The sequence below is a fragment of the Enterobacter sp. DN genome, from assembly GCF_046054285.1.
Lineage (GTDB): Bacteria > Pseudomonadota > Gammaproteobacteria > Enterobacterales > Enterobacteriaceae > Enterobacter > Enterobacter hormaechei_C.
Window position 1 is genome coordinate 444,939 of record NZ_JBJJTG010000003.1, and the last position, 24,550, is coordinate 469,488.

Here is a 24,550-nt window from a genome sequence, read left to right on the forward strand (position 1 = left end):
CAGGTGCAAGAAGGAATCAGTATGCGTTACGCCTCCCAAAGCTAAGCGTAATCAGGGACGAACGTGCCATAATCATGCAATGCCAGTGCTTAAATAACAGGAGTTAAACGTGGTAATTGGACCCTTTATCAATGCGGGAGCCGTATTGCTGGGCGGTGTACTTGGGGCAGTATTAAGTCAGCGCCTGCCGGAGCGTATTCGCGTCTCCATGCCTTCTATTTTTGGCCTGGCGTCGTTAGGGATTGGTATCCTTTTAGTGGTGAAATGCGCCAACCTGCCGGTGATGGTACTGGCGACGCTGCTCGGCGCGCTCATCGGCGAGTTTTGCTATCTGGAAAAAGGTATTAATCACGCAGTAGGCAAAGCCAAAAATCTGATTGCCCGACCAGGCAAGGCAAAGCACGGCACGCACGAGTCGTTTATTCAGAACTACGTTGCGATCATTATTCTGTTCTGCGCCAGCGGCACGGGGATATTCGGTTCGATGCAGGAAGGGATGACCGGCGATCCCAGCATATTGATTGCGAAAGCGTTTCTGGATTTCTTTACTGCCACCATTTTTGCCACCACCCTAGGCATCGCCGTCGCCGCGATTTGTGTGCCGATGTTGCTTATTCAGCTGGCGCTGGCCACCTGCGCCACGCTGATCCTACCGCTGACAACGCCAGCGATGATGGCAGACTTTACCGCCGTCGGCGGCCTGTTGCTGCTGGCGACAGGGCTGCGCATCTGTGGCATTAAGATGTTTGCAGTGGTGAACATGCTCCCTGCCCTGCTGCTCGCGATGCCGCTTTCCGCGCTCTGGACGCGCTTTTTCGCTTAAGTTTGCGACGAAATGGTGAGAGAGTGTGCAGTCTGCACCGAAAGCAACAAATTTCGTTGACGCCGGAGGGAGGATCGGGTTTAATGCGCCCCGTTGCCCGGATAGCTCAGTCGGTAGAGCAGGGGATTGAAAATCCCCGTGTCCTTGGTTCGATTCCGAGTCCGGGCACCAAATTTATATTAACGGACCTCCACGGAGGTCCGTTTTTGCATTCTGAACCCGCCAGAATCGACACTTCTGCATTCCCTTAATGACATCCCGACCACTGCGTCAGCAGCGCATGCAGTTTAGCTGGCTCAAGAGGCTTGCGGAGCACCAGGTACCCCTCCTGCTCCGCCTCCAGCAGAACCGGTGAATTAAATTCGCCGCTGACTATCGCGCCGCTCATATCCGGCAGACGTTCAAAAAGCGCCTTCAGGATATCGAAGCCGCTTTCGCCGGATCGCAGGCGCTGGTCGCACAGCACGGCGAACGGCGTAAAGCCGTCGTCGATGATGGCAAACGCTTCTTCAGCCGAGGCCGCACAGCGTACGTCGATTCCCCAGACGCTCATCAGGCTCTCCCAGGCAGACGTCACCAGCGGGTCGTCATCGACGACCAGGCAGGAACCGTGCAGCGGCGCATAGCGTACCGGCGTGGCGGTGTTGTCAGCGGCGGGCGGGATGTCCGGCGCGATGTCTTCGCCAGCATATTGGGTAAAGCGCATCCAGAAGCGGGAGCCTTTCCCTTCAATGGATTGCATTCCGTATTTCACCTTCATCAGCTTGGCACAACGGGCAACGACGGCCAGTCCCAGCCCGTGTCCGGCGCTGTCGATCTTCCATGCCAGCTCGGGGCGGTAGTAAGGTGAGAAGATTTTGCCCTTCTCTTCATCGGCGATACCGACTCCCGTGTCCCACACCTCCACCATACACTCGTCACCGCGCGGTCGGATGGCGACCAGCACCCCGCCCTGGAGCGTGTAGCGAAGGGCGTTTTGAATCAGGTTAATCAGGGACTGTCGCACCAGCAGCGGATCGCCCATCACGTCGATACGGCGTTTAGGCCGCCGGATACACAGCCTAAGCGCGCGGCTGTTGGCCTCTTCACGAAACAGCGTGATGACCGAGTCGAGCAGAGCACCGATATCCACTTTGGTCGGGGCAGAGAGGGCATTCCCGGATTCTATTTTGCTCAGATCGAGCAGAGAATTGAGCATTAAATGCACCGAGCGAACGCTCTGCTGAAGGTCAAGGAGTTGCGGCGTCAGGCTGTCGTCCCGGTTTCGGTGGAGGATGGCTTCGATCAGAAAGCCCATTGCGTGTACGGGCTGGCGCAGATCGTGACTGGCGGTGGTCAGAAACTGATTTTTATCCAGCAGTGCCTGCTCCGCGTCCTCTTTGGCCTGACGAAACTGTTCCGCAAGGCGTGAGCTTTTTTCCTCAAGCAGCGCTTGCTGAATAAAGAACGCATGGGAAGTTAACGCATGGCGGTAAATCGCGAAGCCGTAAAGCAGATTCAGCATGAGCACGATGAACATCAACTCATCCAGCCGCCAGATAATACCGAGGTTCAGCACCCCCCAGGAGGCGAAGAAAAAACGCGTAAAGGTACTGATGACAGGCGTCAGATGCGTCGCATTGGCGGCGACGATGGCGGCAATGCTGATATTAAGTAACAGGAAAAAGTCAAAATTCTGCGTCTGTGGCGTAATTAAATAGAGTGATGAAATTCCCAGCCCGTGAATAAAGGCAATATTATTAATACGCGGAAGCCAGCGTCGCAGAACGTCCCTTTCACCGTTTTCTTTCGCTTCACGCTGATAGCGTCGGTGCAATATTCGTATCGCCACGGCACATAGCAGATAAATAATTATCCAGATAATCGTTGGGCCGAGTTCATCCCCAAGCATATAAATCCAGATGGCGAAAGGAATACCAACAAAGGGCACCGCACTAAAGCTAAATACCAGCCGCAGAAAGGTGTTGTTTAGCAAACGGATCTGCGCCGGAGCAGAGATACCATCATTTTGTAAGCTCTGGAAAAACCTCATTCCGACGGTTCCTGCTTGCCATGCAGAAGCGTGATGGCTTCGACCCGGCTGTTAACGCCTATCTTTTTCAATATATTGCTGATGTGTTCTTTGACCGTGGGCTCAGAAATTGAAAGCTGGGCGGCGATGCGTTTATTTGGCAGGCCGCGCATAATCATATTTAACACGTCTATTTGTCGCGGTGTTAAGTTAAATTTACTTAACTTCTCATTATTCGTCTTAACGGAAATTTCGTTTCCCTCAGGAAACCAGGTCTGATTATCAGTGAGTGCGAAAACGGCCCGCGAGAACATCTCAGGTGGCTCGCTTTTCAATACAAAACCGTGTCCCCCGGCGGCATTAACTTTGCGCCAGATATCATTATTGTCATCCCCGCTGACCACCAGGAGTCGTACCTGTGGGTAAAGTTGCTTTACTTCTTTGAGTAATTTCAGGGCCGTTCCGGAAGAGAGCCAAAAATCGATTACCAGCAAACGTGGCGGGCCATGATCCCTAATTTGGCGGTAGCAATCATCTTCATTCGTCACCACACACGCCTGCTTAAACTGGCAATGTGTAATCAGAAAATTGGCGATGCCGCTTGCTACCAATGGATGGTCATCAACGACTAACGCATAATTCTGTCCCAAAGGAGCCTCCTTTTACCTTCGCATATCTTAGAGTACAGATGAATTATTATCTACCCACCCTACTTTAGGAGGGTTTTTTCGATTAGGAAAGAGAAATATATTATTCGCTGATTTGGGTAAAAGAAAACATAAATACAATCAGTGAAATTAACTGGTTGGATATCAAGGATAATTTATGAAAAAACCACTCATCGTTTTAACCGTTACGTTGATGCTAGCCGGTTGTTCCACGTTGAAAACCGATCAGGCTATTCCACTCCTACAGGCGGAGACCGCTAAAATGCTGGGACTGGGCTCATCGGATGAAATAACCGTATCCAACGTTAATGGCGCCCAGCCGGACGCACTGGGAGGACAAAAACTCTCTTATCGCGCCACGACAGAAAAAGGGCGTATTTTCGATTGTTCATCGATGATGATGCCGGGAATTTTAGGATCTGCACCGACGCTGAGCGCGCCAACCTGTACACCAGTTGTCACACATAAATAATTAGCACCGCATTAAAAGGCGTACTGAAATAACGCCTTTTACGTTATCTGACGTATCTGAGTTTTCATATAAAAACGATGTTCCTGACATCATGCTAATGAGTACGGAGATAGCCCGTGAATAACTCTACATCACATTCTTTAGCGGTTAAGACACCGCTTTCCAGACTTTACCTCGCTCTATTTTCCGCGCCGCTGTTACTTTTTTTACCTGCCGATGTCGCGCGTGCAGCCGATGCCTTTTTTGATGGCGAGTCGCGTATTACCGAAACGCTGGGTTACACCGGAGATGTTTATGTTGGACGTAACCAACGCGGAAACCTGCTGATCGATAATGGCAAAATCACCGCCTATAACATCAATATCGGTCGGCTGTTCGACGGCAAAATTTATGAAAGCGTGGTCACGGTCCGTGGGCCAGACGCTGAGCTTAACGCGGTGAACGATCGGTACGTCCTTCGCGGCGACCTGAATCTTGGCCTCGGCACCCTGCGAGTCGAAGAGGGCGCGCTGGCGAGCGCAAAGGAGATCGTTGTCGGCACCACCCGCGGCTACGACAGCCACCTTCTCGCCACGGGTGCCGGCTCTCGTGTGACCAGTAATTTTCTTAGCGTAGGCACCGATCTGGGCGCACGCTCCACGCTTGCGATTGAAGACGGCGCGGCGCTCAGCACCGCCTACGATGCGCGCATCGGCAACGGTACCGGACCGGGTGAAACCGACACGCTGAGCCCAAAAGCCACCGTCACGGGGAGCGGCTCACAGTGGAACGTTGGCCGTACGTTGACGCTTTATGGCGACCTGGACGTGCTGAACGGCGGAACGGTTAACGTTGGCGGCGTGCAGGTGGCGGGCGTCTCCGGGGCAGGGAAAACCGCCGAGCTGGTTATTGCGGGCAAGGACTCGCGCTTTACCAGCGGCAGCAGCGTGAGCGTGGGCGATTATGGCAATGGCGTGCTGTCTGTGATTGACGGCGGTTCATTTTCCGCTGGCAGCAATGCGCTGATCGTGGGGACATCGGGTTCCGGCTCGAACCGGGGTGCGCTCATCATCGGCAGCCGCGGCAATATGGACACCGGCACGGGTTTAACTGAGCCAACGCTTGGCACGGCGGGCGGCGCAGGTACCCTCGATGCGAAGACGGCAATCAGCCTGCGTGGCGGACTGTTCGGCAGCTATGTCTACTTCAACCATACCGACGGAAATTACCTCTTCAGCAACACGATGAGCGGTGAAGGTGATGTGATCAACACCTCCGGGCAGACGACGCTGAACGGCGATCTTTCCGCACTCAAGGCGAACGTAACCGCGCGGGGCGGTAAAGTCATTATTGCCAGCAATATTAATACCCAGCCAGAAGACGATATCTTTGACGTCCAGACCCTTAGCGCGGAGAACGGCGGCACGCTGATCCTCAATGCGACGGCGGGTTCAGACGTCAGCAACGGGGTGGGTTACAGCAGCGCCGCGTCAATCAAGTCCGGCGGCACGCTGGGCGGCAACGGGACGCTGGGCCAGACCGAGATCCTGTCCGGCGGACATATCTCGCCCGGCGACGGCAATATCGGTACGTTGACGCTGAAACGCTATCTGAACTTTATCGGCGAATCCTTCTATGACGTCGATATCGCAGGAGATGGCCGCAGCGACCAGCTACTGGTATCGGGCAAAACCACCATCAGCAATCAGGCTAAGGTACAGGTCACCGCGCTGGATCCGCAAACCAGCTATAAAACGGGCCAAAGCTACCGCATTTTGACCTCCGACGGGGGAATCGACGGTGAGTTCGCCGGAGCGATCTCCAAATCCGCATTCCTCGACGTGGCGCTTAAGCAAAGCACCAACGCCGTCGATCTGACCATCGCGCAGAAAGAGACCGGTGGCGAGAATCCTGGAGGAGAAAACCCCGGAGGCGAAAACCCTGGCGGTGAGAATCCTGGCGGTGAAAACCCCGGAGGCGAAAATCCTGGCGGTGAGAATCCTGGTGGTGAAAACCCGGGCGGTGAGAATCCTGGCGGTGAAAACCCGGGCAGCGGCAAGCCGGGCATTTTCCAGACCGTGGCCCAAAGCAGCAACCAGTGGAATACCGCTGGCGCGCTCTCCACGCTGACGCAAAGCGGCCCGTCGCTGGCGCTGTATAACTCGCTGCTTCTGCTAAGCGCACCGGAAGCGCGCGAGGCGTTCAACCAGCTTTCTGGTGAAGTTTATCCGTCAATGCAGTCCAACCTGATCGCTGGCAGCACGCAGGTGTTTAACGTGTTAAACCAGCGGATGCAGCGCGCGTTTGATAACGACAGCCTGCCGATACCACCGTTAGCCATGTCGCTGGTGCAGCAGCCGGAGCCGCAAAACAATGGCGTCTGGGGCCAGACCTTCAGCTCCTGGAGCCGAAACAGCGGCGACGGTAACGTGGGCAAGCTGGACGGCAACACCACCGGCTTCCTGCTGGGGGCAGATCGCAAACTGGCGGACCATAACGTGCGTGTCGGCGGCTACTTCGGCTACAGCCGGGGTGATTATGACGTCGACAGCCGTCGCTCTTCAACGGATACCGACAACTATCACCTTGGTCTGTATGCGGCGGGTCAACAGGATGCGTTCTCCCTTCGCGGCGCGCTGGGTTACACCTGGCACAAGATCGAAGGCGAGCGCAATGTTGATTTCAGCGGCTTCTCGGATCGGCTGAAGTCAGATTACGACGCGAACTCCCTGCTGGCGTTCACCGAAGCGGGCTACCGTTTCGGCCAGCCAGACAGGAATATTGAGCCGTTCGTCAATTTATCGTACATCCGGCTGCATACCGACAGCTTCAGGGAAGACGGCGGTGCCGCTGCGCTGAGCGTCCGTAACGAAACGATGAACACCTTCTATACGACACTCGGGTTGCGCGGTGTGACCGAGTTGCCGAAGCACGTTAACCTCTACGGTTCGTTGGGCTGGCAGCACGCCTATGGCGATAAGAATACCTCTTCGCGCATGGCGTTTGCGGGCAGCGACGCGTTCATTACTCAGGGACAGGCCGTGGATGAGGATGTGATGGTCGGTGATATCGGCGTGAGCGTACAGCTGTCGCGTGCTGCGACGCTGGATGTGGGTTACCAGGGACAATATGGTGCGGATACCCGCGTCAACTCTGTTAACGCCAATCTGCGCTGGTCGTTCTGAATTATTTCCATTAAAAGAACCCGCCCTCGTGGCGGGTTTCTGCTTTTGGCTTCTGACAAAGCTAGGGATCGTTCCCAACCACGTCCAGCAGTTTGTTTTTAAAGATAAACAAACACGCCTCGTTGAAGTTCCCTGCCCCTAACCGCTCCGACAGCACCGTTCGCTTGCGATAGAGGCTTTTAACCGACATATTCAGCTTATCTGCAATCTCTTCCATTGACCTCCCTGCCTTCAGCAACCTGATCATTATCGCTTCGTGTCGACTCAGCCGTAAGTTAAGCAGCCATTTGGTTGTCAGACGCCTGCCTTTCATATCAAGCACCAGATTGAATAACGACGCCATATCCGGAGCCGTAAGCGACGTGTTCATAAACAGCTTCATACTGAGAAGATCCTCCTCTCGAGGACGCATATCCAGCATAACGCAGCAGATCGTTTTTCTCGTTCTGGCCGGATGGCGTATCAGGTAATCATATAAACGGAGCGGCGTACGGCTATCAATCAGTACAGTATATTCATTTGCGTCGGTATCAAATATGTTTCTGTCTATCGAACTGAGGCAAATTATATCCGGGAAAAATAGCCGCATCCCCCTGACAAGGAAACAATCCTGAGTCACTAACACTATTGAAGTCGCCACTAACCATCCCTTTTAGATTAAAGCAAGCCCGCCTCTTAAGAAACAAGAACGCTTTCGTTTATAGCGTTTTACATTAACGGCAAATGTTTTCTGGCTTTGATCATCCCTCAATATGACATTGGTGAGCTAGACTTTTTGTAGACTATCACTCAATGCCTGGCGTTAATTATAAATAAAAAAGAATTTCAGAAAAGTCACTTCTCTGAACATTAAGAATTTTTGTCATGAAACTTCCCAAACATGCACCAGAAAGTACTTTAATTAACTCAGCAGAACTTCATTTCTAATATAAAAAAACAGGAAGAAGCAAAAGAAAAAACATTTAACATCAATCAGTTAAAAAGAACAATCCTGCACTGAATTATCTAAAAAACTTACTTCTTCCAGAATTATCTCAAAACCTCCCAGCCGCTTTTCAACTTATTTATCCCCCAACATATCGGGTGTACATTAAGCCCAATCAGACCACTGAGATGAGGGCTCATAATTACCTTTAAGTAAGTACCCCATAACGTAGCATCATTCAGATTTAATGTTCTCCTTTATGCCCTTTAACACAGAGTTAAAAGGCGGCCGTGTTATGCAATGGATTCACGATAAACAAATGGCAAATAGATATGGAAAGATCGCTTAGCTTCACTACGTTATTCTTTTATCGCACCACAATATTATTGCTCCTGCTTTTACTCTTTCCTGTTCTGGTTCAGGCTGATGAATCCGTTTATGAGCATCAGATACAACAGGCACGTAACGGTAATTACGCTCTGTTTCTTGATTACCTACAGCGCTATGAGCAACAGCATGCTTTAACACCCGGACAGGTTGCGGACTGGTTACAGGTAGCCTCCTGGGCAGGACGCGATGATGAGGTTATCCGGGTCTGGCAGCGTTATGGTATTTATATGCCGCTGCCCGCTCGCGCCATCGCTGCTGTCGCCCAGTCCAGAAGAAACCAAAAAGCCTGGCCATCCGCCTTATCACTGTGGAAAGAGGCGCTCAGCCTTGCGCCGGATAACGACGATTACCGCATCGGCTATGTTAAGACCCTGGCCGATGCCCGCAGAGATCGCCTCGCGCTTTCGGAAGCCCGGCAGCTGGTTAAGGACGATCCTTCTCCCGCGCACCTTGAGACGCTCTCCTATGTCTGGATGCGCCAGGGAAAAAACGGGGACCGGCTGCTGGCGGACATGCGTGCACTGAACGCCGCTCCCGGGAATAATGCCTTTCTTCGCGAGACGATCGATGCGTTAACGGAAAACCGGGTGAGCACGCCCGCACTCTGGCTGTCGCAAAGCGCGGCGATGTCTCCCGCGGAGCGCCGCCGCCTTGAGCGTAACGCCGCGGCTGAAAGGGTACGCCTGGCGGATGTGCCTGGCAGAACGGAGAAAGAGCGCCTGCGGCTGGCACAAAACGCGTTAGATCGCTATCACGCCCTGCTTTCCCGCTGGCAAAACGAACCGCAGGCGGCTGAAGACGTCGTCCTTGCACGTATCGATCGGCTTGGCGCCCTGTATGCGCAGGGTAATTACCGGCAGGTCATTAGCGAATATGAGGCGCTGACGGCCGAACAGCATCCGGTACCGGACTGGGCCATCGGCTGGGTGATCTCGGCATATTTGCAGGAGAAAAACACCGTCGCCGCCTTCTCGCTTGTTCAACGCTATCCACACTACGCCTCCGATCCGCAGGATGAGGAGCATGCGCTTTTCTACGCCTGGCTGGATACGGGGCAGTATCAGACCGCCCGCCACTACGTTGAGCGCGAGACCCGCAGCGTTCCCTGGACCCGCTACGATTTCGGATCCCCGACCGCTCAGCCGAACGATCGGTGGCTCACCGGACAGTCTCTCAAACTTAACTATTTGCTGGCGACCAACGCCCTGCCGGAGGCCGAAAAGCTGTCGTATCGTCTGGCATCAACGGCGCCGGGAAATCAGGGGTTACAGATTGATTATGCCGCCCTGCTTCAGGCCAGAGACCTGCCGCGCGCGGCCGAGCAAAAGCTTAAACGAGCAGAGGCGCTTGAACCCGCGAATCTGGAGCTTGAAAAACAGCAGGCTTACGTCGCAATGGACCTTCAGGAGTGGCGCCAGATGGATTTACTGGCTGCTGACGTAATTGCTCGCGCCCCCGCCGATCGCAGCGCCCGTCGCCTGGACAGACTCAGAGCGGTCCACCATATGTCTGAGCTGCGTCTGAACGCGGGTAAAGGATTGCACTCAGATAACCCCGTCAGCGGTAGCCACGACATGAGCTGGGACGCCACGCTCTATGGCCCGCCCGTGGCGGATAACTGGCGGCTGTTTGCCGGCGCCCGCTATGCCCAGGGGAATTTCGACGAAGGTAAAGGCATCAGCCGCCACCTGCTGGGCGGCGTTGAGTGGCGCCCCCGTGACCTCACGCTCGAAGCCGAGCTCTCCAGCAACCGCTATCACGGTACAAACAGGCCGGGCGCACGGCTCTCAACAACCTACAGCCTGAGTGATAACTGGCAGGTCAGCGGTAACCTCGAACGCTTGTCACGCGCCACACCCTTACGGGCATTACGCAATGGGATCAGCGCCAACCGGGGTGAAGGTGGGGTGCGCTGGTATCAAAACGAGCGACGTGAATACCAGTTCAACGCCGCCGTCAGCCGCTTCTCAGACCACAACCGCCGTCAGGAATACACCCTCTCCGGGAAAGAGCGTCTCTGGCAGACCCCGACCCTGACGCTGGATCTCGAACCGGGGATCGCCGCCAGTAAAAACAGCCTGCGGAATACGCTCTATTACAACCCGGCACGGGATCTGTCCGTGACGGCTGCCCTGTCCGTTGACCATGAGATGTACCGCCACTACGACACCCTCTGGAGCCAGCAGTTCGTGGCAGGAGGGGGCAGCTACTGGCAGAAAAATCAGTCTGCGGGTGCCGTTACCCTGCTGGGTTACGGGCAACGCATCCAGTGGAACAACGTTGTCGATACTGGCGTGATGCTGAACTGGGATAAGCGCCCTTACGACGGCAAACGCGAGAGCAATCTCTCCGTCACGTTAGATGCGACTTTACGCTTTTAAGGATGAATATGCTGAACACACGTTTTTCTGTAAGCCTGATCGTCATCGGCTGGCTCTGCCTCAGCGCGAGCCTCTGCGCGCAGCCGCTCTCCTTTATGGCCCCTGAAAAGAGGCCGCAGCTGGAGGCCAGCAAACCGTGGCCGGAGAATCAGTTTCTGGTCCTGGCCTACCACGACGTCGAAGATGATGCCGCCGATCAGCGCTACCTCTCCGTTCGCACCAGCGCGTTAAACGAGCAGATAAGCTGGCTTTTGCACAACGGCTATCACGCCATCAGCGTGCAGGACATTCTGGATGCGCATGAAGGGAAAAAAGCGCTGCCGCCGAAAGCCGTTTTGCTCAGCTTTGACGACGGCTACAGCAGCTTTTACACCCGGGTCTGGCCTCTGCTTCAGGCCTGGAACGTTCCTGCGCTGTGGGCGCCGGTGGGCAGTTGGGTGGATACGCCGGCAAATCAAAAAGTTAACTTCGGCGGTCTGATGACGCCCCGCGATCGCTTTGCCACCTGGGATATGGTTCGCGAGCTCAGCCAGTCCCCGCTGATTGAGATTGGCTCGCATACCTGGGCCTCGCATTACGGCATTCCGGCCAACCCGCAGGGAAGCCGTGAACCCGCCATCGCCAACCGTTTTTTCGATAACGCGACGGGGCATTACGAAACCGATGAACACTTCAACCAGCGGATCGCCGCAGACGTACGGAAAGTCACCGATAAAATCACCCAGGTGACGGGAAAAGCGCCGCGTGCCTGGGTGTGGCCCTATGGGGCTGCCAACGGTACGTCGCTCGCTATCGCCCAAAAACAGGGCTATCAGTTGGCCTTTACCCTGGAGGACGGGCTGGGAAACGTGCGCGACCTCGGCAACATCCCGCGCCTGCTGATCGCCGGAAATCCGTCGATAAAAACCTTTGCCAACACGGTTAGCCGCGTTCAGGAGTTTGACCCGGTGCGCGTCATGCATGTCGATCTCGATTACGTCTTCGATCCCGATCCGGCCCAGCAGACGAAAAACATCAACAAACTCGTCCAGCGGGTCTACGACATGAAAATCAGCCATGTGTTTCTCCAGGCGTTTTCGGATCCGCGGGGCGACGGCAGGATCGATGCGCTCTATTTCCCCAACCGCCGGCTTCCGGTCCGGGCCGATCTCTTTAATTTTGTCGCCTGGCAGCTACAAACCCGCGCGGGAGTGAAAGTCTTCGCGTGGATGCCGGTTCTCTCTTTCGATCTCAGTCCAGCCTTGCCGCGCGTGCAGCGCCGGGATCGTCAAACGGGAGAGTTGACCGTGGCCGCCGAGCCCTATATCAGGCTCTCCCCCTGGAGTCCGCAGGTTCGCCAGCAGGTGACGGAGATCTATGAAGATCTGGCCCGCTATGCCAGCTTCAATGGGATCTTATTTCATGACGATGCGGTGCTGACGGACGTTGACGATGCCGGACAGGACACGACCCGGCAGAAGAGTCAGCGACTTATCGGCTTTACCCGCACCCTGAGCCAGGCGGTGAAAAACATCCGTGGCCCGCAGATCAAAACCGCGCGGAACATGTTCACGTTGCCCATTCTCGAGCCGGAAAGCGAGGCATGGTTTGCGCAAAATCTCGATGATTTTCTGGCGGCCTACGACTGGACGGTGCCGATGGCAATGCCGCTGATGGAGTCCGTCCCGGCAGAAGAGAGCAATGCCTGGCTGACGCGTTTAGTCAAAGCCGTCGCCGCACGCCCCGGCGCGCTGAATAAAACGATTTTTGAGCTACAGGCCAGGGACTGGGCACAGAAACCGCAGCGTGCCGTAGCCGATGAACGTCTGATGGAGTGGATGCGGGTGCTCCAGCTGAACGGCATCAAAAATTACGGTTATTACCCCGACGACTTCCTCAACAACCAACCTGATATTTCACGTATCAGACCTGAATTTTCTTCGTACTGGTATCCTGACAATGACTGATCGCATTATCGCCTTCTCTATTTTGTGTCTGGTATTCGGGTTGCCGTTAGGCGTAGCCGCGCTGTTTACCGGCGAACTGATTCTGGACTTTGTCTTTTTCTGGCCGCTGTTTATGTCCGTGCTCTGGGTAACCGGCGGCCTCTATTTCTGGTTTCAGCTTGAACGGCACTGGTCGTGGGATAACGCAACACCCGCCCCCGCCTTAGCCGGTGAGCCGTTAATCTCGATTCTTATTCCCTGCTTCAATGAGGAACGCAACGCACGGGAGACCATTAGCGCCGCGCTGGGTCAGCGGTACTGGAATGTGGAAGTTATCGCCATCAACGACGGTTCTTCTGATAACACGGCGGAGGTACTGCAACAGCTGGCGCGAGAGCAACCGCGCCTGCGGGTGATTAATCTCGCGGAGAACCAGGGGAAAGCCGTGGCGCTCAAGGCCGGCGCTGCGGCGGCCCGGGGCGATTTGCTGGTCTGCATTGACGGCGACGCCCTGCTCGACCGCGACACCGCGGCGTATCTGGTGGCACCGCTGATTCAGTATCCCCACGTTGGGGCCGTCACCGGGAATCCGCGTATTCGCACGCGCTCAACGCTGATTGGCCGTATTCAGGTGGGCGAGTTTTCTTCCATTATTGGCCTCATCAAGCGAACGCAGCGGATCTATGGCCGGGTCTTTACCGTCTCCGGCGTCATCGCCGCCTTTCGCCGACAGGCGCTGGCGGATGTCGGGTACTGGAGCCCGGACATGATCACAGAGGATATCGACATAAGCTGGAAGCTTCAGCTTCGCCACTGGGATATCTTTTTCGAGCCGCGGGCACTGTGCTGGATCCTGATGCCGGAGACGCTAAAGGGGCTGTGGAAACAGCGTCTGCGCTGGGCGCAGGGGGGGGCAGAGGTGTTTCTGGTTAACCTGCGCAAGATGGCCCGCTGGGAGCATCATCGCATGTGGCCCCTGTTTCTTGAGTACGCGCTATCAACGCTGTGGGCGTTTGCCTATGGGGCAACCGTGGTGTTGTTCATTCTCAGCCATATTATCCCTCTTCCCGCGAACCTGGCCGTTGCGAGCCTGTTTCCCCCGGCGTTTACCGGGCTGCTGCTGGGCGTGATGTGCCTGCTGCAATTCCTCGTCAGTTTGTATATCGAGCGGCGCTACGAGCGGAAAGTGGCAGGCTCGCTGTTCTGGGTAATCTGGTTCCCGATGGTGTACTGGATGATTGGCCTGTTTACCACCCTCGTGGCATTTCCGAAAGTCATGCTTAAACGTAAACGCGCCCGCGCGCGCTGGATCAGTCCGGACCGGGGTAAAGGGAGCATTCAATGAACGAGAATACGTTAATTTTGACTGAACATCGGCTGGCACCGCGTCTTTTCGATGCCGCATTAACGCTGATAGCCTGGGGAGGATTCCTGTTTTTCCTGTACGCCAGGCTGTGGATGCAGTTAACCGAGGAGGGCGATCACCGCTGGAGCGTGATTATCGCCTCTTTTAATACGGTGCTGGTCTATCTGCTGATTGCCGCGTTTAACGGCTGGCTGCTGATCCTGTGGTATCAGTACAATCGCCGCCGCGCGCATGTGAGGCGGCGTCATCCGGAAATGTTGCGCCATGACGAGCTTGCCCAAAGTTTTAACGTCACGCCGCAAATTATGTCCGAGATGAGCCAGTACAACCTGCTGACGGTTTACCATGACCAGCTTGGCCGGATCATTGATTTGAAGATCAGCGAGCAGCAGGAAGAGGAAGAGCAGTAATGAAACGCCCCCGCAACATGCCCTGCGGGGGCGTTTTTATAACAGGGAGACGTTATTTATCTTTCACCACAATCAGCGGTTCAATATCGCTCTCTTTCTTCACCACCAGCGAGTCATCCCCGCGCAGACAGGTTCCGCCATAGTTCCCGCCCACGGTAAAGGTGCAGACCTGAATGTATCTGCCGTCAACTTTCGGCAGGCACCATAGCTGCTGGTAGATATTTTTGCGGTCAACAAACTTGCCGCTGGACTGGTCCAGCAGTTCGTCCTGGGCGCCGATCAGATCGATATTGCTCCCGCAGCGTCCGGCGATCGGTTTAACGGCATAACCGGTCCGTTTGAGCAGATCGTTGACCTCAAAATCGGTATCCAGCAGGTAACGGTGGTTCGGGAACAGCTGCCACAGCACCGGCAGGATCGCCTTGTTACCTGGGATCACCGTCCACAGCGGTTCAAAGACCAGCACTTCCGGGCGCAGCAGGACGTCAATCAGGCGCACTTCACCTTGCGGGTGACCGGTGCGGATAGGCACGGCGGCGTACTCGGTTTCGCTCACCTCGCGGATCTGCTCAATCGCCGTTTCCCACGCCCAGGTTTTCCATACGCAGTTGACGTGACGGCCTTCATCATCAATCAGTTGCCCGGCGGCATCCCAGCTCAGCGCCCCCAGTCCATGCAGGATTTTGGTTTCAAACCCGGCCTGGATCAGCGAGCGCTGAATAAAGAGCGCGTGGTAATCCTCTTCGATATCGTTGTCCTGCATGATATGGACGAACGGCCGCGCGTGGCTGTGCTTCCATGCGCCGGTCAGCTCCTCCAGCAAGCCTTCCGCCGGATTGTGGCCGGTGCCGCGATAGCCGTTTTTCACCCACTCTTCAAGAATGAGCCCGCCCTCGGTATGGCAGGAGGCGGAATCCGCGTTGTACTCGTAAACCTTGATGCCGCGTTCATCCATGCAGAAATCCATACGACCGGTAATCATATGGTGACGACGCCACTGCCAGGAGAGGCGCAGACGCGGCCAGAGAATTTTCGGGATGTCGAAAAGCGCGAGTAAGCTGTCGTCTTTCAGCACCTTGTCGGTGGCATGAAGGTACATCAGATGCAGTTCGTTGGTGGCTTTGATCAGCTCCTGCTCGGCGCTTTCGGTAATGGTAAAGTACTGGCAGGGATCGTTGTTAATAACGTGGCCGTTGGCGCGAACGTACGCCTGTTGCAGGGCGTCGTTTTCATTGAGCCATTTTCCGTCGAACTGACGGTTGTTCTTCAACCGCGCGCCGCTGATTTTCAGCAGCTTACCGTCGATCTCCGGCTGAGGAATACTGTGTTCCGTCTCCTCCGTCTGGATCATCCAGCCGAGGATCTCGGTATCGTTGAACGTGTCATGAAGCGTATAGCAACCGTCCTCCACGCTCAGACGAAGCTCGCGCGTCCACTGCTGCCCCATCGGCAGCGGGGAGTGAATAACGTTCTGCTCGGCAATGCGCACTCTGTCATCCAGCAGCTGGGTAATGACGGCGACGTGGCCGGTTTCATGAAACTCACCGCCCTTTTGCCAGATGAGCAGCGCACCGGCCTGCGGCGCGCGTTTTGAGCCATTAGCAAAGGCCTGTAGCGGCAAAATATTGTCGTTTACCACCTGGCGCAAAAAACGCAGGGAGAAGATCTCCCACGCCATCCCAACGTCGGTAAAAACAAACCCGTGATTGAGAAACAGGAAACGGCGCGCAAACTCAACGCACTGCCATTTATGGCCCATGTATTCGTTGCCGATATAGCTGCGGAATTCCGCGTCTTCCGGGTAGTGACGCGGATCGAGACTGCCGTAATTTGAAGAGTAAATCGCCACGCCACCCGGCGCATAACCTAATAACGTCCCGAAGGGTGCGTCACTGCTTAACGTTCCTTTACGCATGTGTCCAACCTAATACAGGCAGGCGGCAATTTTTTTGTGGGGTTGTCGTCGTCTGCACGTTGTAATTAACTGACAGAGGTAGCGTTATCATACACCCGCCCTGCCCATTACGCTCGCATCGTTAAACGGTTCCTGCATCTCCTGCTACACTGCCTCAACACAACACCAAAAAGGCAGGCCAACATGTCAGATAACACCTATCAGCCACCGAAAGTGTGGGAATGGAAACAGAATAACGGCGGCGCGTTCGCCAACATCAACCGTCCCGTCTCGGGCGCGACGCATGAGAAAGAGCTACCTGTGGGCGCGCACCCGCTCCAGCTGTACTCTCTCGGTACGCCGAATGGACAGAAAGTTACCATCATGCTGGAAGAGCTGCTGGCGCTGGGCGTGACGGGCGCGGAATACGACGCATGGTTGATCCGCATTGGTGAGGGCGATCAGTTCTCCAGCGGTTTTGTCGACGTGAACCCGAACTCGAAGATCCCGGCCCTGCGTGACCACTCCACCACCCCGCCGACGCGCGTCTTTGAATCCGGCAATATCCTGCTCTACCTGGCCGAGAAATTTGGTCACTTCCTGCCAAAAGATCCGGCAGGACGAACGGAAACCCTGAACTGGCTGTTCTGGTTACAGGGCGCGGCCCCGTTCCTCGGCGGCGGTTTTGGCCACTTCTATAACTACGCACCAGTGAAGATTGAGTACGCTATCGATCGCTTCACCATGGAAGCTAAACGCCTGTTCGACGTGCTGGACAAACAGTTGGCGCGCGGTCGTTACGTAGCGGGTGAGGAATATACCATTGCGGATATGGCAGTCTGGCCATGGTTTGGCTGCGTGGCGCTGGGCAGCGTGTATAACGCAGCCGAGTTCCTGGATGCCGGGAAGTACACCAACGTGCAGCGCTGGGCAAAAGATGTGGCGAATCGTCCGGCTGTTAAACGCGGGCGCATTGTTAACCGTACCAACGGCGAGCTGAACGAGCAGTTACATGAGCGTCATTCAGAAAGCGACTTCGATACCCAGACGGAAGATAAACGTCAGGGTTGATCCATGACCGGGCGGTTCGCCGCCCTTCTTCCGCGATGAGAAAAATGCGTCAGCACGCGTGCGCAAGGAGCCTCGTATGTCAGACCAGACGCTAAAAGCGACCCGACAGCAGAGTCTTATCACCTTGCTGAGTAAAAGCGACTGGCTGACTACCGATGTGCTGGCTGAAAAGCTCTCCGTCAGCAAAGAGACCATCCGCCGGGATCTGAAGTCGTTGCAGCAGCAGGGGAAGCTTCTGCGCCAGCACGGGCGCGCGCGTCTGATTCATCCGGACAGCCGCGACAGCGGTGAACCCTTTGGCGCACGCCTGAAAAGCCATTATGCCGACAAAGCCGATATTGCCCGCCACGCGCTGGGCTGGATCAGCGAAGGGATGACCATCGCCCTCGACGCCAGCTCAACCTGCTTTCATCTGGCGCGCCAGTTGCCGGACATCGACCTCACCGTATTTACCAACAGTCTGCCTATCTGCCACGAGATGGCAAAGCGCGAGCGGATCACGCTTATCTGCTCCGGCGGAACGCTTGAGCGTAAGTATCGCTGCTATGTTAACCCGGCGCTGGTGACGCAGCTAAAAGGGCTGGAGATCGATCTGTTCATCTTCTCGTGTGAAGGGGTCGATGAGCATGGCGTCCTTTGGGATCCGTCCGAGCACAACGCGGGCTTTAAGGCGCTGCTGTTAAACCGCGCCAGCCAGTCGCTGCTGCTGATCGACAAAAGTAAATTTATGCGGGCAAGTGAAGTGAAAATTGGTCAGCTGTCGCAGGTGACACAGATTATTCAGAGCGATAAACGTCAGGCCGCCAGAGACGGCCTGACACGAGAGGTTACGCGGTGAGACGGAATTTCTGCACTGAGCGCTGGAGTTCTTCGGTCTGCCGTTCAAGTGCGGCGGCGGCTGCGGAAACCTGCTCCACCAGCGAGGCGTTCTGCTGGGTCACGCCGTCCATCTGCGTGATGGCAACGCCGACCTGAGAAATACCTTTGCTCTGCTCCTCTGACGCGGTGGCGATCTGCTTCATAATGACGGTCACTTCCGTCACGTCGCGCAGGATCGCTTCCATCGTGGTGCCGGTATCGTTCACCAGCTGCGCCCCCTGCTCCACGCGGGCAACGGAATCTGCAATCAGCCCTTCGATCTCTTTTGCCGCATTCGCGCTGCGGCTGGCCAGATTACGCACCTCACCCGCCACGACCGCAAAGCCACGCCCCTGCTCCCCGGCCCGGGCCGCTTCCACCGCGGCGTTCAGCGCCAGAATATTGGTCTGGAAGGCGATGCTGTTGATGACGGTAGTGATTTCAGCGATTTTTTTCGAGCTGTCCGAAATGCCGCTCATGGTTGTGACCACATCTTCCACCAGCGAGCCGCCGCGGCTGGCCGTACTGGAGGCGACATCAGCAAGCTGGCTGGCCTGGCGCGCGCTTTCGGCGTTCAGCTTCACCGTTGCGGTTAGCTGCTCCATGCTGGCCGCGGTCTCTTCCAGCGCGGCGGCCTGCTCTTCGGTACGCGAAGAGAGATCGTTATTCCCGCTGGAGATCTCCGTTGCCCCGCGCCAGATATTCTCGCTGCCGGAACGAATCGTGCTGACCGCTTCCCGCAGGCTGTCCTGCATGGCGCTCAGCAGCGGCACCAGTTGCCCCACGCAGTTGCGGCCAAAGGATTCAATCGGCTGGCTGAGATCGCCCTGCGCAATCTGGCGGAACTGCTGACGGATACGATCCAGCGGTTTTACCAGTATCGCCACCAGGTAGCGGTCGGTGAACAGCAGGATCAACAGACCCACGATCGTGGCGGTGATAATCACCGTCCGGGTCATGCTGGTGAGGCCGTCGACCACCACGCGCGTGCTGTCGAGCGCCTTCGCCGCGGTGTTGTTAAAGTTCTCAGCCGCTGCCCCGAATGCACGGCTTAGCGGCGGCGTGACGTTGTTGGCATGCTGACGATAGCCTTCGAGCGTCGCCTGCTTCGCCTGCGCCATCTGCGGCGTCACGCCACGATCGAGCAGCGCCTGCCAGGTGGAAATCACCTGCGCAGACACCTTTTCATCCATCGGGCCCGGAGAGATAGCTTTCATCTCTGCCAGCTTTTTACTCATGTTATCCAGCGCCTGCTGAGCAGGAGCCAGGTCCGGCGTGCCGCCCGCCGCTTTAACTTCCATCGCCCGGCTCAGGCGGGTGACGAAACGGAAATACTGATCGTTGCCCTGGCTCAGCACCGTCATTTGCCGGACCAGCTGGCGGTCAACATCATTACCATCAGAAACACGAGACAGAGACCAGGTGCTGTAAAGCCCCACGCCTGCCCACATGACACAAAAGATCCCCAGTATCGTCAGCATGACGAAACGGATGGTGAAATTACGAAGCATCTTCATTGAGTATTCCTTGCCGTGAGGGTGAATTCGCCCAGAGGCGAGTACTACCCTCTTTATCGGCAGATACCGCAGAAAATATACTTTTTTGTTATCGAGTCGGCATAGAATGAAAACGTTGTTTCGAAAATTCACCGACAAGAAAGGAGACATCATGTCCTGGCACCCTTACACCGGCCGATACGAAAACATGCAGTACCGATACTGCGGCAAAAGCGGCCTGCGCTTACCGGCACTGTCGCTAGGCCTGTGGCACAGCTTCGGTCACGTTCAGCCGCTCGATTCCCAGCGCGCGCTGCTGCGTAAGGCCTTCGATCTCGGTATTACCCACTTTGACCTTGCCAACAACTACGGCCCCCCACCGGGCAGCGCTGAAGAGAATTTTGGCCGTCTGCTGCGGGAGGATTTTGCCGGGTATCGTGACGAGCTGATCATCTCCACCAAAGCGGGCTACGACATGTGGCCAGGGCCGTATGGTTCGGGCGGTTCACGTAAATACCTGCTCGCCAGCCTCGACCAGAGCCTGAAACGCATGGGTGTGGAGTATGTGGATATTTTCTATTCTCACCGCGTAGACGAAAACACGCCGATGGAAGAGACCGCCGCCGCGCTGGCACACGCTGTACAGAGCGGAAAAGCGCTGTACGTCGGCATTTCGTCCTACTCCACGGAACGCACGGCGGTAATGGCCGAATTGCTGCGCGAATGGAAGATCCCGCTTTTGATCCACCAGCCGTCTTACAACCTGCTTAACCGCTGGGTCGACAAGACCGGCCTGCTGGACGCGCTGGAGAAAAACGGAACGGGCTGTATCGCCTTTACCCCGCTGGCGCAGGGCCTGCTGACCGGAAAATACCTGAACGGTGTTCCGGACGGTTCACGTATGCAACGCGAAGGGAAAAAAGTGCGCGGCCTGACGGAGAAAATGCTGACGGAAGCCAACCTGAGCAGCCTTCGTCTGCTGAACGAGATGGCGCGCGCGCGCGGGCAGACGATGGCGCAGATGGCGCTAAGCTGGCTGTTGAAAGATGAGCGTGTAACGTCGGTGCTGATTGGCGCGAGCCGCCCGGAGCAGCTGGAAGAGAACGTTCAGGCGCTGAATAACCTGCGCTTTAGCGAAGATGAACTGACGCGGATTGACCAGCACGTTGCGGATGGTGAGCTGAATTTGTGGCAGGCGTCGTCGGATAAATAAATAGTGCGGCCTGCTGCCCTCACCCCGGCCCTCTCCCACAGGGAGAGGGAGATTGATATTCCCTCTCCCTGTGGGAGAGGGTTAGGGTGAGGGGCATGGTGAATTTATTTCTTACTGATCTTATCCAGATACCCCATCACAAACGCCGACAGCACAAACGTCAGGTGGATAATCACATACCACATCAGCTTGTTATCCGGGACGTTTTTCGCGTCCATAAAGACGCGTAACAGGTGTATAGACGAAATCGCCACAATCGACGCCGCGACTTTATTCTTCAGCGATGAGGCATCCATTTTCCCCNCAGGTGGATAATCACATACCACATCAGCTTGTTATCCGGGACGTTTTTCGCGTCCATAAAGACGCGTAACAGGTGTATAGACGAAATCGCCACAATCGACGCCGCGACTTTATTCTTCAGCGATGAGGCATCCATTTTCCCCAGCCAGTTGAGCTTTTCTTTGTGCTCGGCGATATCAAGCTGAGAGACGAAATTCTCATAACCGGAGAACATCACCATCACCAGTAATCCCCCCACCAGCGTCATATCCACCAGCGACAGCAGAACCAGAATCAAATCGGCTTCTGCCACGGAGAAAATGTTTGGCAGGACGTGAAATATCTCCTGGAAGAACTTGATCGTCAGGGCGACCAACGCCAGGGAGAGACCAAAATAGACGGGTGCGAGCAGCCAGCGAGAGGCATACATTGCGTTTTCAAAGAAGCGTTCCATAAAATCCTGTCTGCAAACGAAACCAGCGCTCAGTATATCTCAACTATACCTCGTTGGGATCCACATCCGGACGCGCATACTCCGGCCAGACCAGCGCGACCAGTTCCGGGTAGGCTTCCAGGCTAAACTCGCGAAAACACTGGCGCAGATTTAATACGTCTAAATCGGAGTACGACACCTTCTCGCCATTCAGACAGCGTTTTTTGATATTGTCGTAATATTTATAAACCGCCGAATTAAGGTCGCTACAACGGCGCTGCGCGTCGAACAGGCCGGGCGTATCATTAATTTCAGCCATTTTCATTCGCTTAATTGTCGCATGGAGAAAATCGATATATTCGTGATTTACCCGCCAGTACCAGACCGGCGTCACGGCGTTCATCAATACGGAGAAATGATCTTCCCCCTCCTCTTTCGACATCAATTCAGGCTGCGGCGGTTCACTGACGTCTTTTGACGCTTTCGTTTTATTTAACTCTTGCATCAATAAAAGCACACCAGCGGTCAGTAATAGTAACGTTATGACCGTAAAGAAAATGCTGTTCATGGGTAGGCTCCATTTTTTTTGATTTTAAAATTGCCTCATGTTATTGTCAACGAATCTCACCCTTTTTCCACCCCCACCTTTTTTGAAATTAAAGGAAATTAAAATGCTGCCCGACAATCTTGTCCCGGCAAAGTACCACATTACGCCTGTGGAACAGCCTTCGACGGAAGCAGATAAAGAGGCGAATTTCACTCAAGGAAAAAGAAAACTCTCCGACTATGAAGCCGACATATTAATTGGTGTTTCACGCACCGGCAAATCCCGTAATATGGTGCTGGAAGAGCACGATCGCCATTTAAAAGAGCGTTTATTTCGCGCCATCAAGATTGAAGCCTTAGTTCATCTGCTGAATGATTTACAGGCCGAAGGGGAAATAGACGCCCAGAGGCTCAGTCAAATAATGACCGAGAAAACGCAGCAAATAAATGAGGCCGGCAATGAAATTTGGCTTAATTTAATTACGCGTGAAAAAAACAATCCCATTTTTTATAACCTGGGGGAAGATTAACGTGAATGATGACAGCGGTAATAACGTTTATTTGACTTTAGATGATAAGAAAAGCGATGGATTTATCTTAAAGCAGAATCTCGACGCCCTGAAAAAGATAAAAAATGACGAGATGACGCGAATTACGCAGGATTTGGTTTCGATTCCGGCCACGCTGGTGCGCCTGAAATGGCAGAATCGTCGGGAGATTTACGCCTTGCAGGCCAAGGAGGAGATTTACGGCGCGGTGATGAACGCCATTATTGAACAGCGCCCTGAGCTTAAAGAGAAGATCCTCGGGCGACTGGAGGCGAACTATCAGTACCTGCTGGCACGCGAGACAGCCACCCTGCGCCTGACCCGTAAACTCTCGGAAGGTCATTACCGAACTTCAAACGTGACCTGTGTAGCGCTTGATGAAGAGGCGCCGACGGCGCCTTCAGTGTGAGTCAACAATGATTGTTGCGGAATGCAGGCCGGGTAAGGCGACGCCGCCACCCGGCAGGGAAGGCTGCAAAAGCCTTCGTTTTACTTCGCGGCCGCTTTCTCTTCGCCGACCAGACCAATCTTCAGGTATCCCGCCTGATGCAGCGTGTCCATTACCTTCATCATGGTTTCATAATCGACGGTTTTATCCGCGCGGAAGAAGACGGTGGTGTCTTTCTTGCCGCCGGTCAGCTGGTCCAGCGCCGGAATAACCGAGGCATCCGTTACCGGATCGTTGCCCAGGAACATGGACTTATCGGCCTTCACGGACAGGTATATAGGCTTTTCCGGACGCGGCTGCGGCTGGCTGGAGGACGCAGGCAGATTCACCTTCACGTCCACCGTCGCCAGCGGTGCGGCAACCATAAAGATAATCAGCAGAACCAGCATGACGTCGATAAACGGCGTCACGTTGATCTCATGCATTTCACCGTTATCGTCCAGATTTTCATTAAGACGCATTGCCATACAATCAACCTACGCGCAGTTTGGACGCCGCATGTACCGGTTTAACGGCGCTGGCGTTCAGGTCCAGATCGCGGCTTTGCAGCAGCAGAACCTGCGCGGCAACGTCACCCAGTGTGGCTTTATAACTGCCAATCATGCGCGCGAAGATGTTATAGATAACAACCGCCGGGATAGCGGCAACCAGACCGATAGCCGTGGCCAGCAGCGCTTCTGCGATACCCGGCGCGACGACCGCAAGGTTAGTGGTCTGCGTCTGGGCAATACCGATAAAGCTGTTCATGATGCCCCAGACGGTACCGAACAGGCCGACGAACGGGGAGATGGCGCCGATAGTCGCCAGGTAGCCGTTACCGCGGCCCATATGACGACCCACGGCCGCAACGCGACGCTCCAGACGGAAGCCGGTACGCTCTTTAATGCCTTCGTTATCTTCACTGCCTGCGGAGAGTTCCAGCTCGTTCTGCGCTTCATTCACTAACAGGGTAGTCAAACTTTTCGCATGGAAGGATGAGGTGATATCAGAAGCCTGATCCAGAGAGCGGGCTTCCGCCAGCTGCTTCTGCTCACGCTTGAGGCGGCGTTTTTGTGAAAGAAGTTCGGCGCTCTTGCTGAAGAAGATAGCCCAGGTGATCACGGACGCCAGAATCAGGCCGATCATCACAATCTTAACTACGATGTCAGCATGTTGATACATGCCCCAAACGGAGAGATCCGTCTGCATCAAATTATTACCCACTCTGTATCTCCAGGACGCAAATC

The 24,550-nt window shown here is 55.2% G+C and carries 21 protein-coding genes, 1 tRNA gene and 1 pseudogene; 13 read left to right on the plus strand and 10 right to left on the minus strand.

Translation table 11 applies throughout. The features are described 5' to 3' along the window. Window positions 1-109: 109 nt before the first annotated feature. Window positions 110-823, plus strand: coding sequence for a DUF554 domain-containing protein (locus ACJTMZ_RS10585; protein ID WP_017692680.1), 714 nt, complete (start codon window positions 110-112; stop codon window positions 821-823). A 95-nt stretch (window positions 824-918) separates the two neighbouring features. Continuing rightward, window positions 919-994: transfer RNA gene (locus ACJTMZ_RS10590), tRNA-Phe, on the plus strand. A gap of 76 nt (window positions 995-1,070) precedes the next feature. Here the strand turns inward: ACJTMZ_RS10590 and ACJTMZ_RS10595 are convergent. Together ACJTMZ_RS10595 and ACJTMZ_RS10600 are read right to left on the minus strand one after the other, a co-directional pair. Then, window positions 1,071-2,855, minus strand: coding sequence for a hybrid sensor histidine kinase/response regulator (locus ACJTMZ_RS10595; RefSeq protein ID WP_023304413.1), 1,785 nt, complete (start codon window positions 2,853-2,855; stop codon window positions 1,071-1,073). Beyond that, a complete protein-coding gene (locus tag ACJTMZ_RS10600) occupies window positions 2,852-3,484 on the minus strand; it encodes a response regulator transcription factor (protein ID WP_017692678.1) in 633 nt (210 codons plus the stop codon). The genes ACJTMZ_RS10595 and ACJTMZ_RS10600 overlap by 4 nt, the downstream gene beginning before the upstream one ends. A 175-nt stretch (window positions 3,485-3,659) precedes the next feature. Here ACJTMZ_RS10600 and ACJTMZ_RS10605 point away from each other — a divergent pair, with 175 nt between their 5' ends. Together ACJTMZ_RS10605 and ACJTMZ_RS10610 are read left to right on the plus strand one after the other, a co-directional pair. After that, on the plus strand, window positions 3,660-3,974 hold the full coding sequence (locus ACJTMZ_RS10605) for a lipoprotein (RefSeq protein WP_017382737.1): 315 nt from the start codon (window positions 3,660-3,662) through the stop codon (window positions 3,972-3,974). Window positions 3,975-4,090: 116 nt separating this feature from the next. Next, a complete protein-coding gene (locus ACJTMZ_RS10610) occupies window positions 4,091-7,138 on the plus strand; it encodes an autotransporter domain-containing protein (RefSeq protein ID WP_252011008.1) in 3,048 nt (1,015 codons plus the stop codon). Between the two features lie 61 nt (window positions 7,139-7,199). On the opposite strand, the gene ACJTMZ_RS10615 is transcribed toward ACJTMZ_RS10610, so the two are convergent. Then, complete coding sequence (locus ACJTMZ_RS10615) at window positions 7,200-7,727, minus strand: LuxR C-terminal-related transcriptional regulator (protein WP_045324834.1); 528 nt, start codon at window positions 7,725-7,727, stop codon at window positions 7,200-7,202. A 668-nt stretch (window positions 7,728-8,395) separates the two neighbouring features. Between ACJTMZ_RS10615 and pgaA the strand changes: the two genes are divergently transcribed. Genes pgaA through pgaD form a run of 4 tightly spaced genes read left to right on the plus strand, consistent with a single transcriptional unit; the run spans window position 8,396 to window position 14,535 of the window. Beyond that, window positions 8,396-10,834, plus strand: a complete 2,439-nt coding sequence (gene pgaA, locus ACJTMZ_RS10620) for a poly-beta-1,6 N-acetyl-D-glucosamine export porin PgaA (protein ID WP_252011009.1) — start codon at window positions 8,396-8,398, stop codon at window positions 10,832-10,834. A gap of 8 nt (window positions 10,835-10,842) precedes the next feature. Beyond that, window positions 10,843-12,780, plus strand: a complete 1,938-nt coding sequence (gene pgaB / locus ACJTMZ_RS10625) for a poly-beta-1,6-N-acetyl-D-glucosamine N-deacetylase PgaB (protein ID WP_252011010.1) — start codon at window positions 10,843-10,845, stop codon at window positions 12,778-12,780. Further along, the gene (pgaC, locus tag ACJTMZ_RS10630) at window positions 12,773-14,104 is read left to right on the plus strand and encodes a poly-beta-1,6-N-acetyl-D-glucosamine synthase (RefSeq protein ID WP_015571860.1); all 1,332 of its coding nucleotides are present in this window, start codon (window positions 12,773-12,775) and stop codon (window positions 14,102-14,104) included. The genes pgaB and pgaC overlap by 8 nt, the downstream gene beginning before the upstream one ends. Further along, window positions 14,101-14,535 (plus strand): poly-beta-1,6-N-acetyl-D-glucosamine biosynthesis protein PgaD, encoded by a 435-nt coding sequence (gene pgaD / locus ACJTMZ_RS10635; protein ID WP_252011011.1) that lies wholly within the window; start codon window positions 14,101-14,103, stop codon window positions 14,533-14,535. The genes pgaC and pgaD overlap by 4 nt, the downstream gene beginning before the upstream one ends. 52 nt (window positions 14,536-14,587) lie before the next feature. Here pgaD and gss read toward each other — a convergent pair whose 3' ends face one another. Continuing rightward, on the minus strand, window positions 14,588-16,450 hold the full coding sequence (gene gss / locus ACJTMZ_RS10640) for a bifunctional glutathionylspermidine amidase/synthase (protein WP_193042148.1): 1,863 nt from the start codon (window positions 16,448-16,450) through the stop codon (window positions 14,588-14,590). A 183-nt stretch (window positions 16,451-16,633) separates the two neighbouring features. On the opposite strand from gss, the gene yghU reads away from it, so the two are divergent. Both yghU and fucR read left to right on the plus strand, forming a co-directional pair. Beyond that, window positions 16,634-17,500 carry a glutathione-dependent disulfide-bond oxidoreductase gene (gene yghU / locus ACJTMZ_RS10645; RefSeq protein ID WP_252011012.1) on the plus strand — a complete coding sequence of 289 codons (867 nt, stop codon included), beginning with the start codon at window positions 16,634-16,636 and terminating at the stop codon, window positions 17,498-17,500. A 76-nt stretch (window positions 17,501-17,576) separates the two neighbouring features. Next, a complete protein-coding gene (gene fucR, locus ACJTMZ_RS10650) occupies window positions 17,577-18,338 on the plus strand; it encodes an L-fucose operon activator (RefSeq protein WP_015571863.1) in 762 nt (253 codons plus the stop codon). Here fucR and ACJTMZ_RS10655 read toward each other — a convergent pair. Next, a complete protein-coding gene (locus ACJTMZ_RS10655) occupies window positions 18,328-19,875 on the minus strand; it encodes a methyl-accepting chemotaxis protein (protein ID WP_032649517.1) in 1,548 nt (515 codons plus the stop codon). The two genes, fucR and ACJTMZ_RS10655, sit on opposite strands and share 11 nt — an antisense overlap. Before the next feature lie 151 nt (window positions 19,876-20,026). Between ACJTMZ_RS10655 and ACJTMZ_RS10660 the strand changes: the two genes are divergently transcribed. Beyond that, on the plus strand, window positions 20,027-21,067 hold the full coding sequence (locus ACJTMZ_RS10660; RefSeq protein WP_408626915.1) for an aldo/keto reductase: 1,041 nt from the start codon (window positions 20,027-20,029) through the stop codon (window positions 21,065-21,067). Between the two features lie 104 nt (window positions 21,068-21,171). Here the strand turns inward: ACJTMZ_RS10660 and ACJTMZ_RS10665 are convergent. The 3 genes and pseudogenes from ACJTMZ_RS10665 to ACJTMZ_RS10675 form a co-directional block, all read right to left on the minus strand. After that, window positions 21,172-21,369: pseudogene (locus ACJTMZ_RS10665) on the minus strand (YqhA family protein); the annotation flags it as partial. Then, on the minus strand, window positions 21,345-21,803 hold the full coding sequence (locus ACJTMZ_RS10670) for a TIGR00645 family protein (protein WP_408626916.1): 459 nt from the start codon (window positions 21,801-21,803) through the stop codon (window positions 21,345-21,347). The pseudogene ACJTMZ_RS10665 and the gene ACJTMZ_RS10670, both read right to left, overlap by 25 nt. A 43-nt stretch (window positions 21,804-21,846) precedes the next feature. Further along, complete coding sequence (locus ACJTMZ_RS10675; protein WP_023295431.1) at window positions 21,847-22,350, minus strand: ESA_00282 family adhesion-associated protein; 504 nt, start codon at window positions 22,348-22,350, stop codon at window positions 21,847-21,849. 103 nt (window positions 22,351-22,453) lie between these two features. Here ACJTMZ_RS10675 and ACJTMZ_RS10680 point away from each other — a divergent pair, with 103 nt between their 5' ends. Both ACJTMZ_RS10680 and ACJTMZ_RS10685 read left to right on the plus strand, forming a co-directional pair. Beyond that, window positions 22,454-22,858 (plus strand): hypothetical protein, encoded by a 405-nt coding sequence (locus ACJTMZ_RS10680; RefSeq protein ID WP_032655029.1) that lies wholly within the window; start codon window positions 22,454-22,456, stop codon window positions 22,856-22,858. Window position 22,859: 1 nt separating this feature from the next. Continuing rightward, on the plus strand, window positions 22,860-23,285 hold the full coding sequence (locus ACJTMZ_RS10685; protein WP_045344000.1) for a hypothetical protein: 426 nt from the start codon (window positions 22,860-22,862) through the stop codon (window positions 23,283-23,285). Between the two features lie 80 nt (window positions 23,286-23,365). Here ACJTMZ_RS10685 and exbD read toward each other — a convergent pair whose 3' ends face one another. Together exbD and exbB are read right to left on the minus strand one after the other, a co-directional pair. Then, on the minus strand, window positions 23,366-23,791 hold the full coding sequence (exbD, locus tag ACJTMZ_RS10690; protein ID WP_001251472.1) for a TonB system transport protein ExbD: 426 nt from the start codon (window positions 23,789-23,791) through the stop codon (window positions 23,366-23,368). A 4-nt stretch (window positions 23,792-23,795) separates the two neighbouring features. Beyond that, window positions 23,796-24,527 carry a tol-pal system-associated acyl-CoA thioesterase gene (gene exbB / locus ACJTMZ_RS10695; protein WP_003862482.1) on the minus strand — a complete coding sequence of 244 codons (732 nt, stop codon included), beginning with the start codon at window positions 24,525-24,527 and terminating at the stop codon, window positions 23,796-23,798. Window positions 24,528-24,550 lie beyond the last annotated feature (23 nt).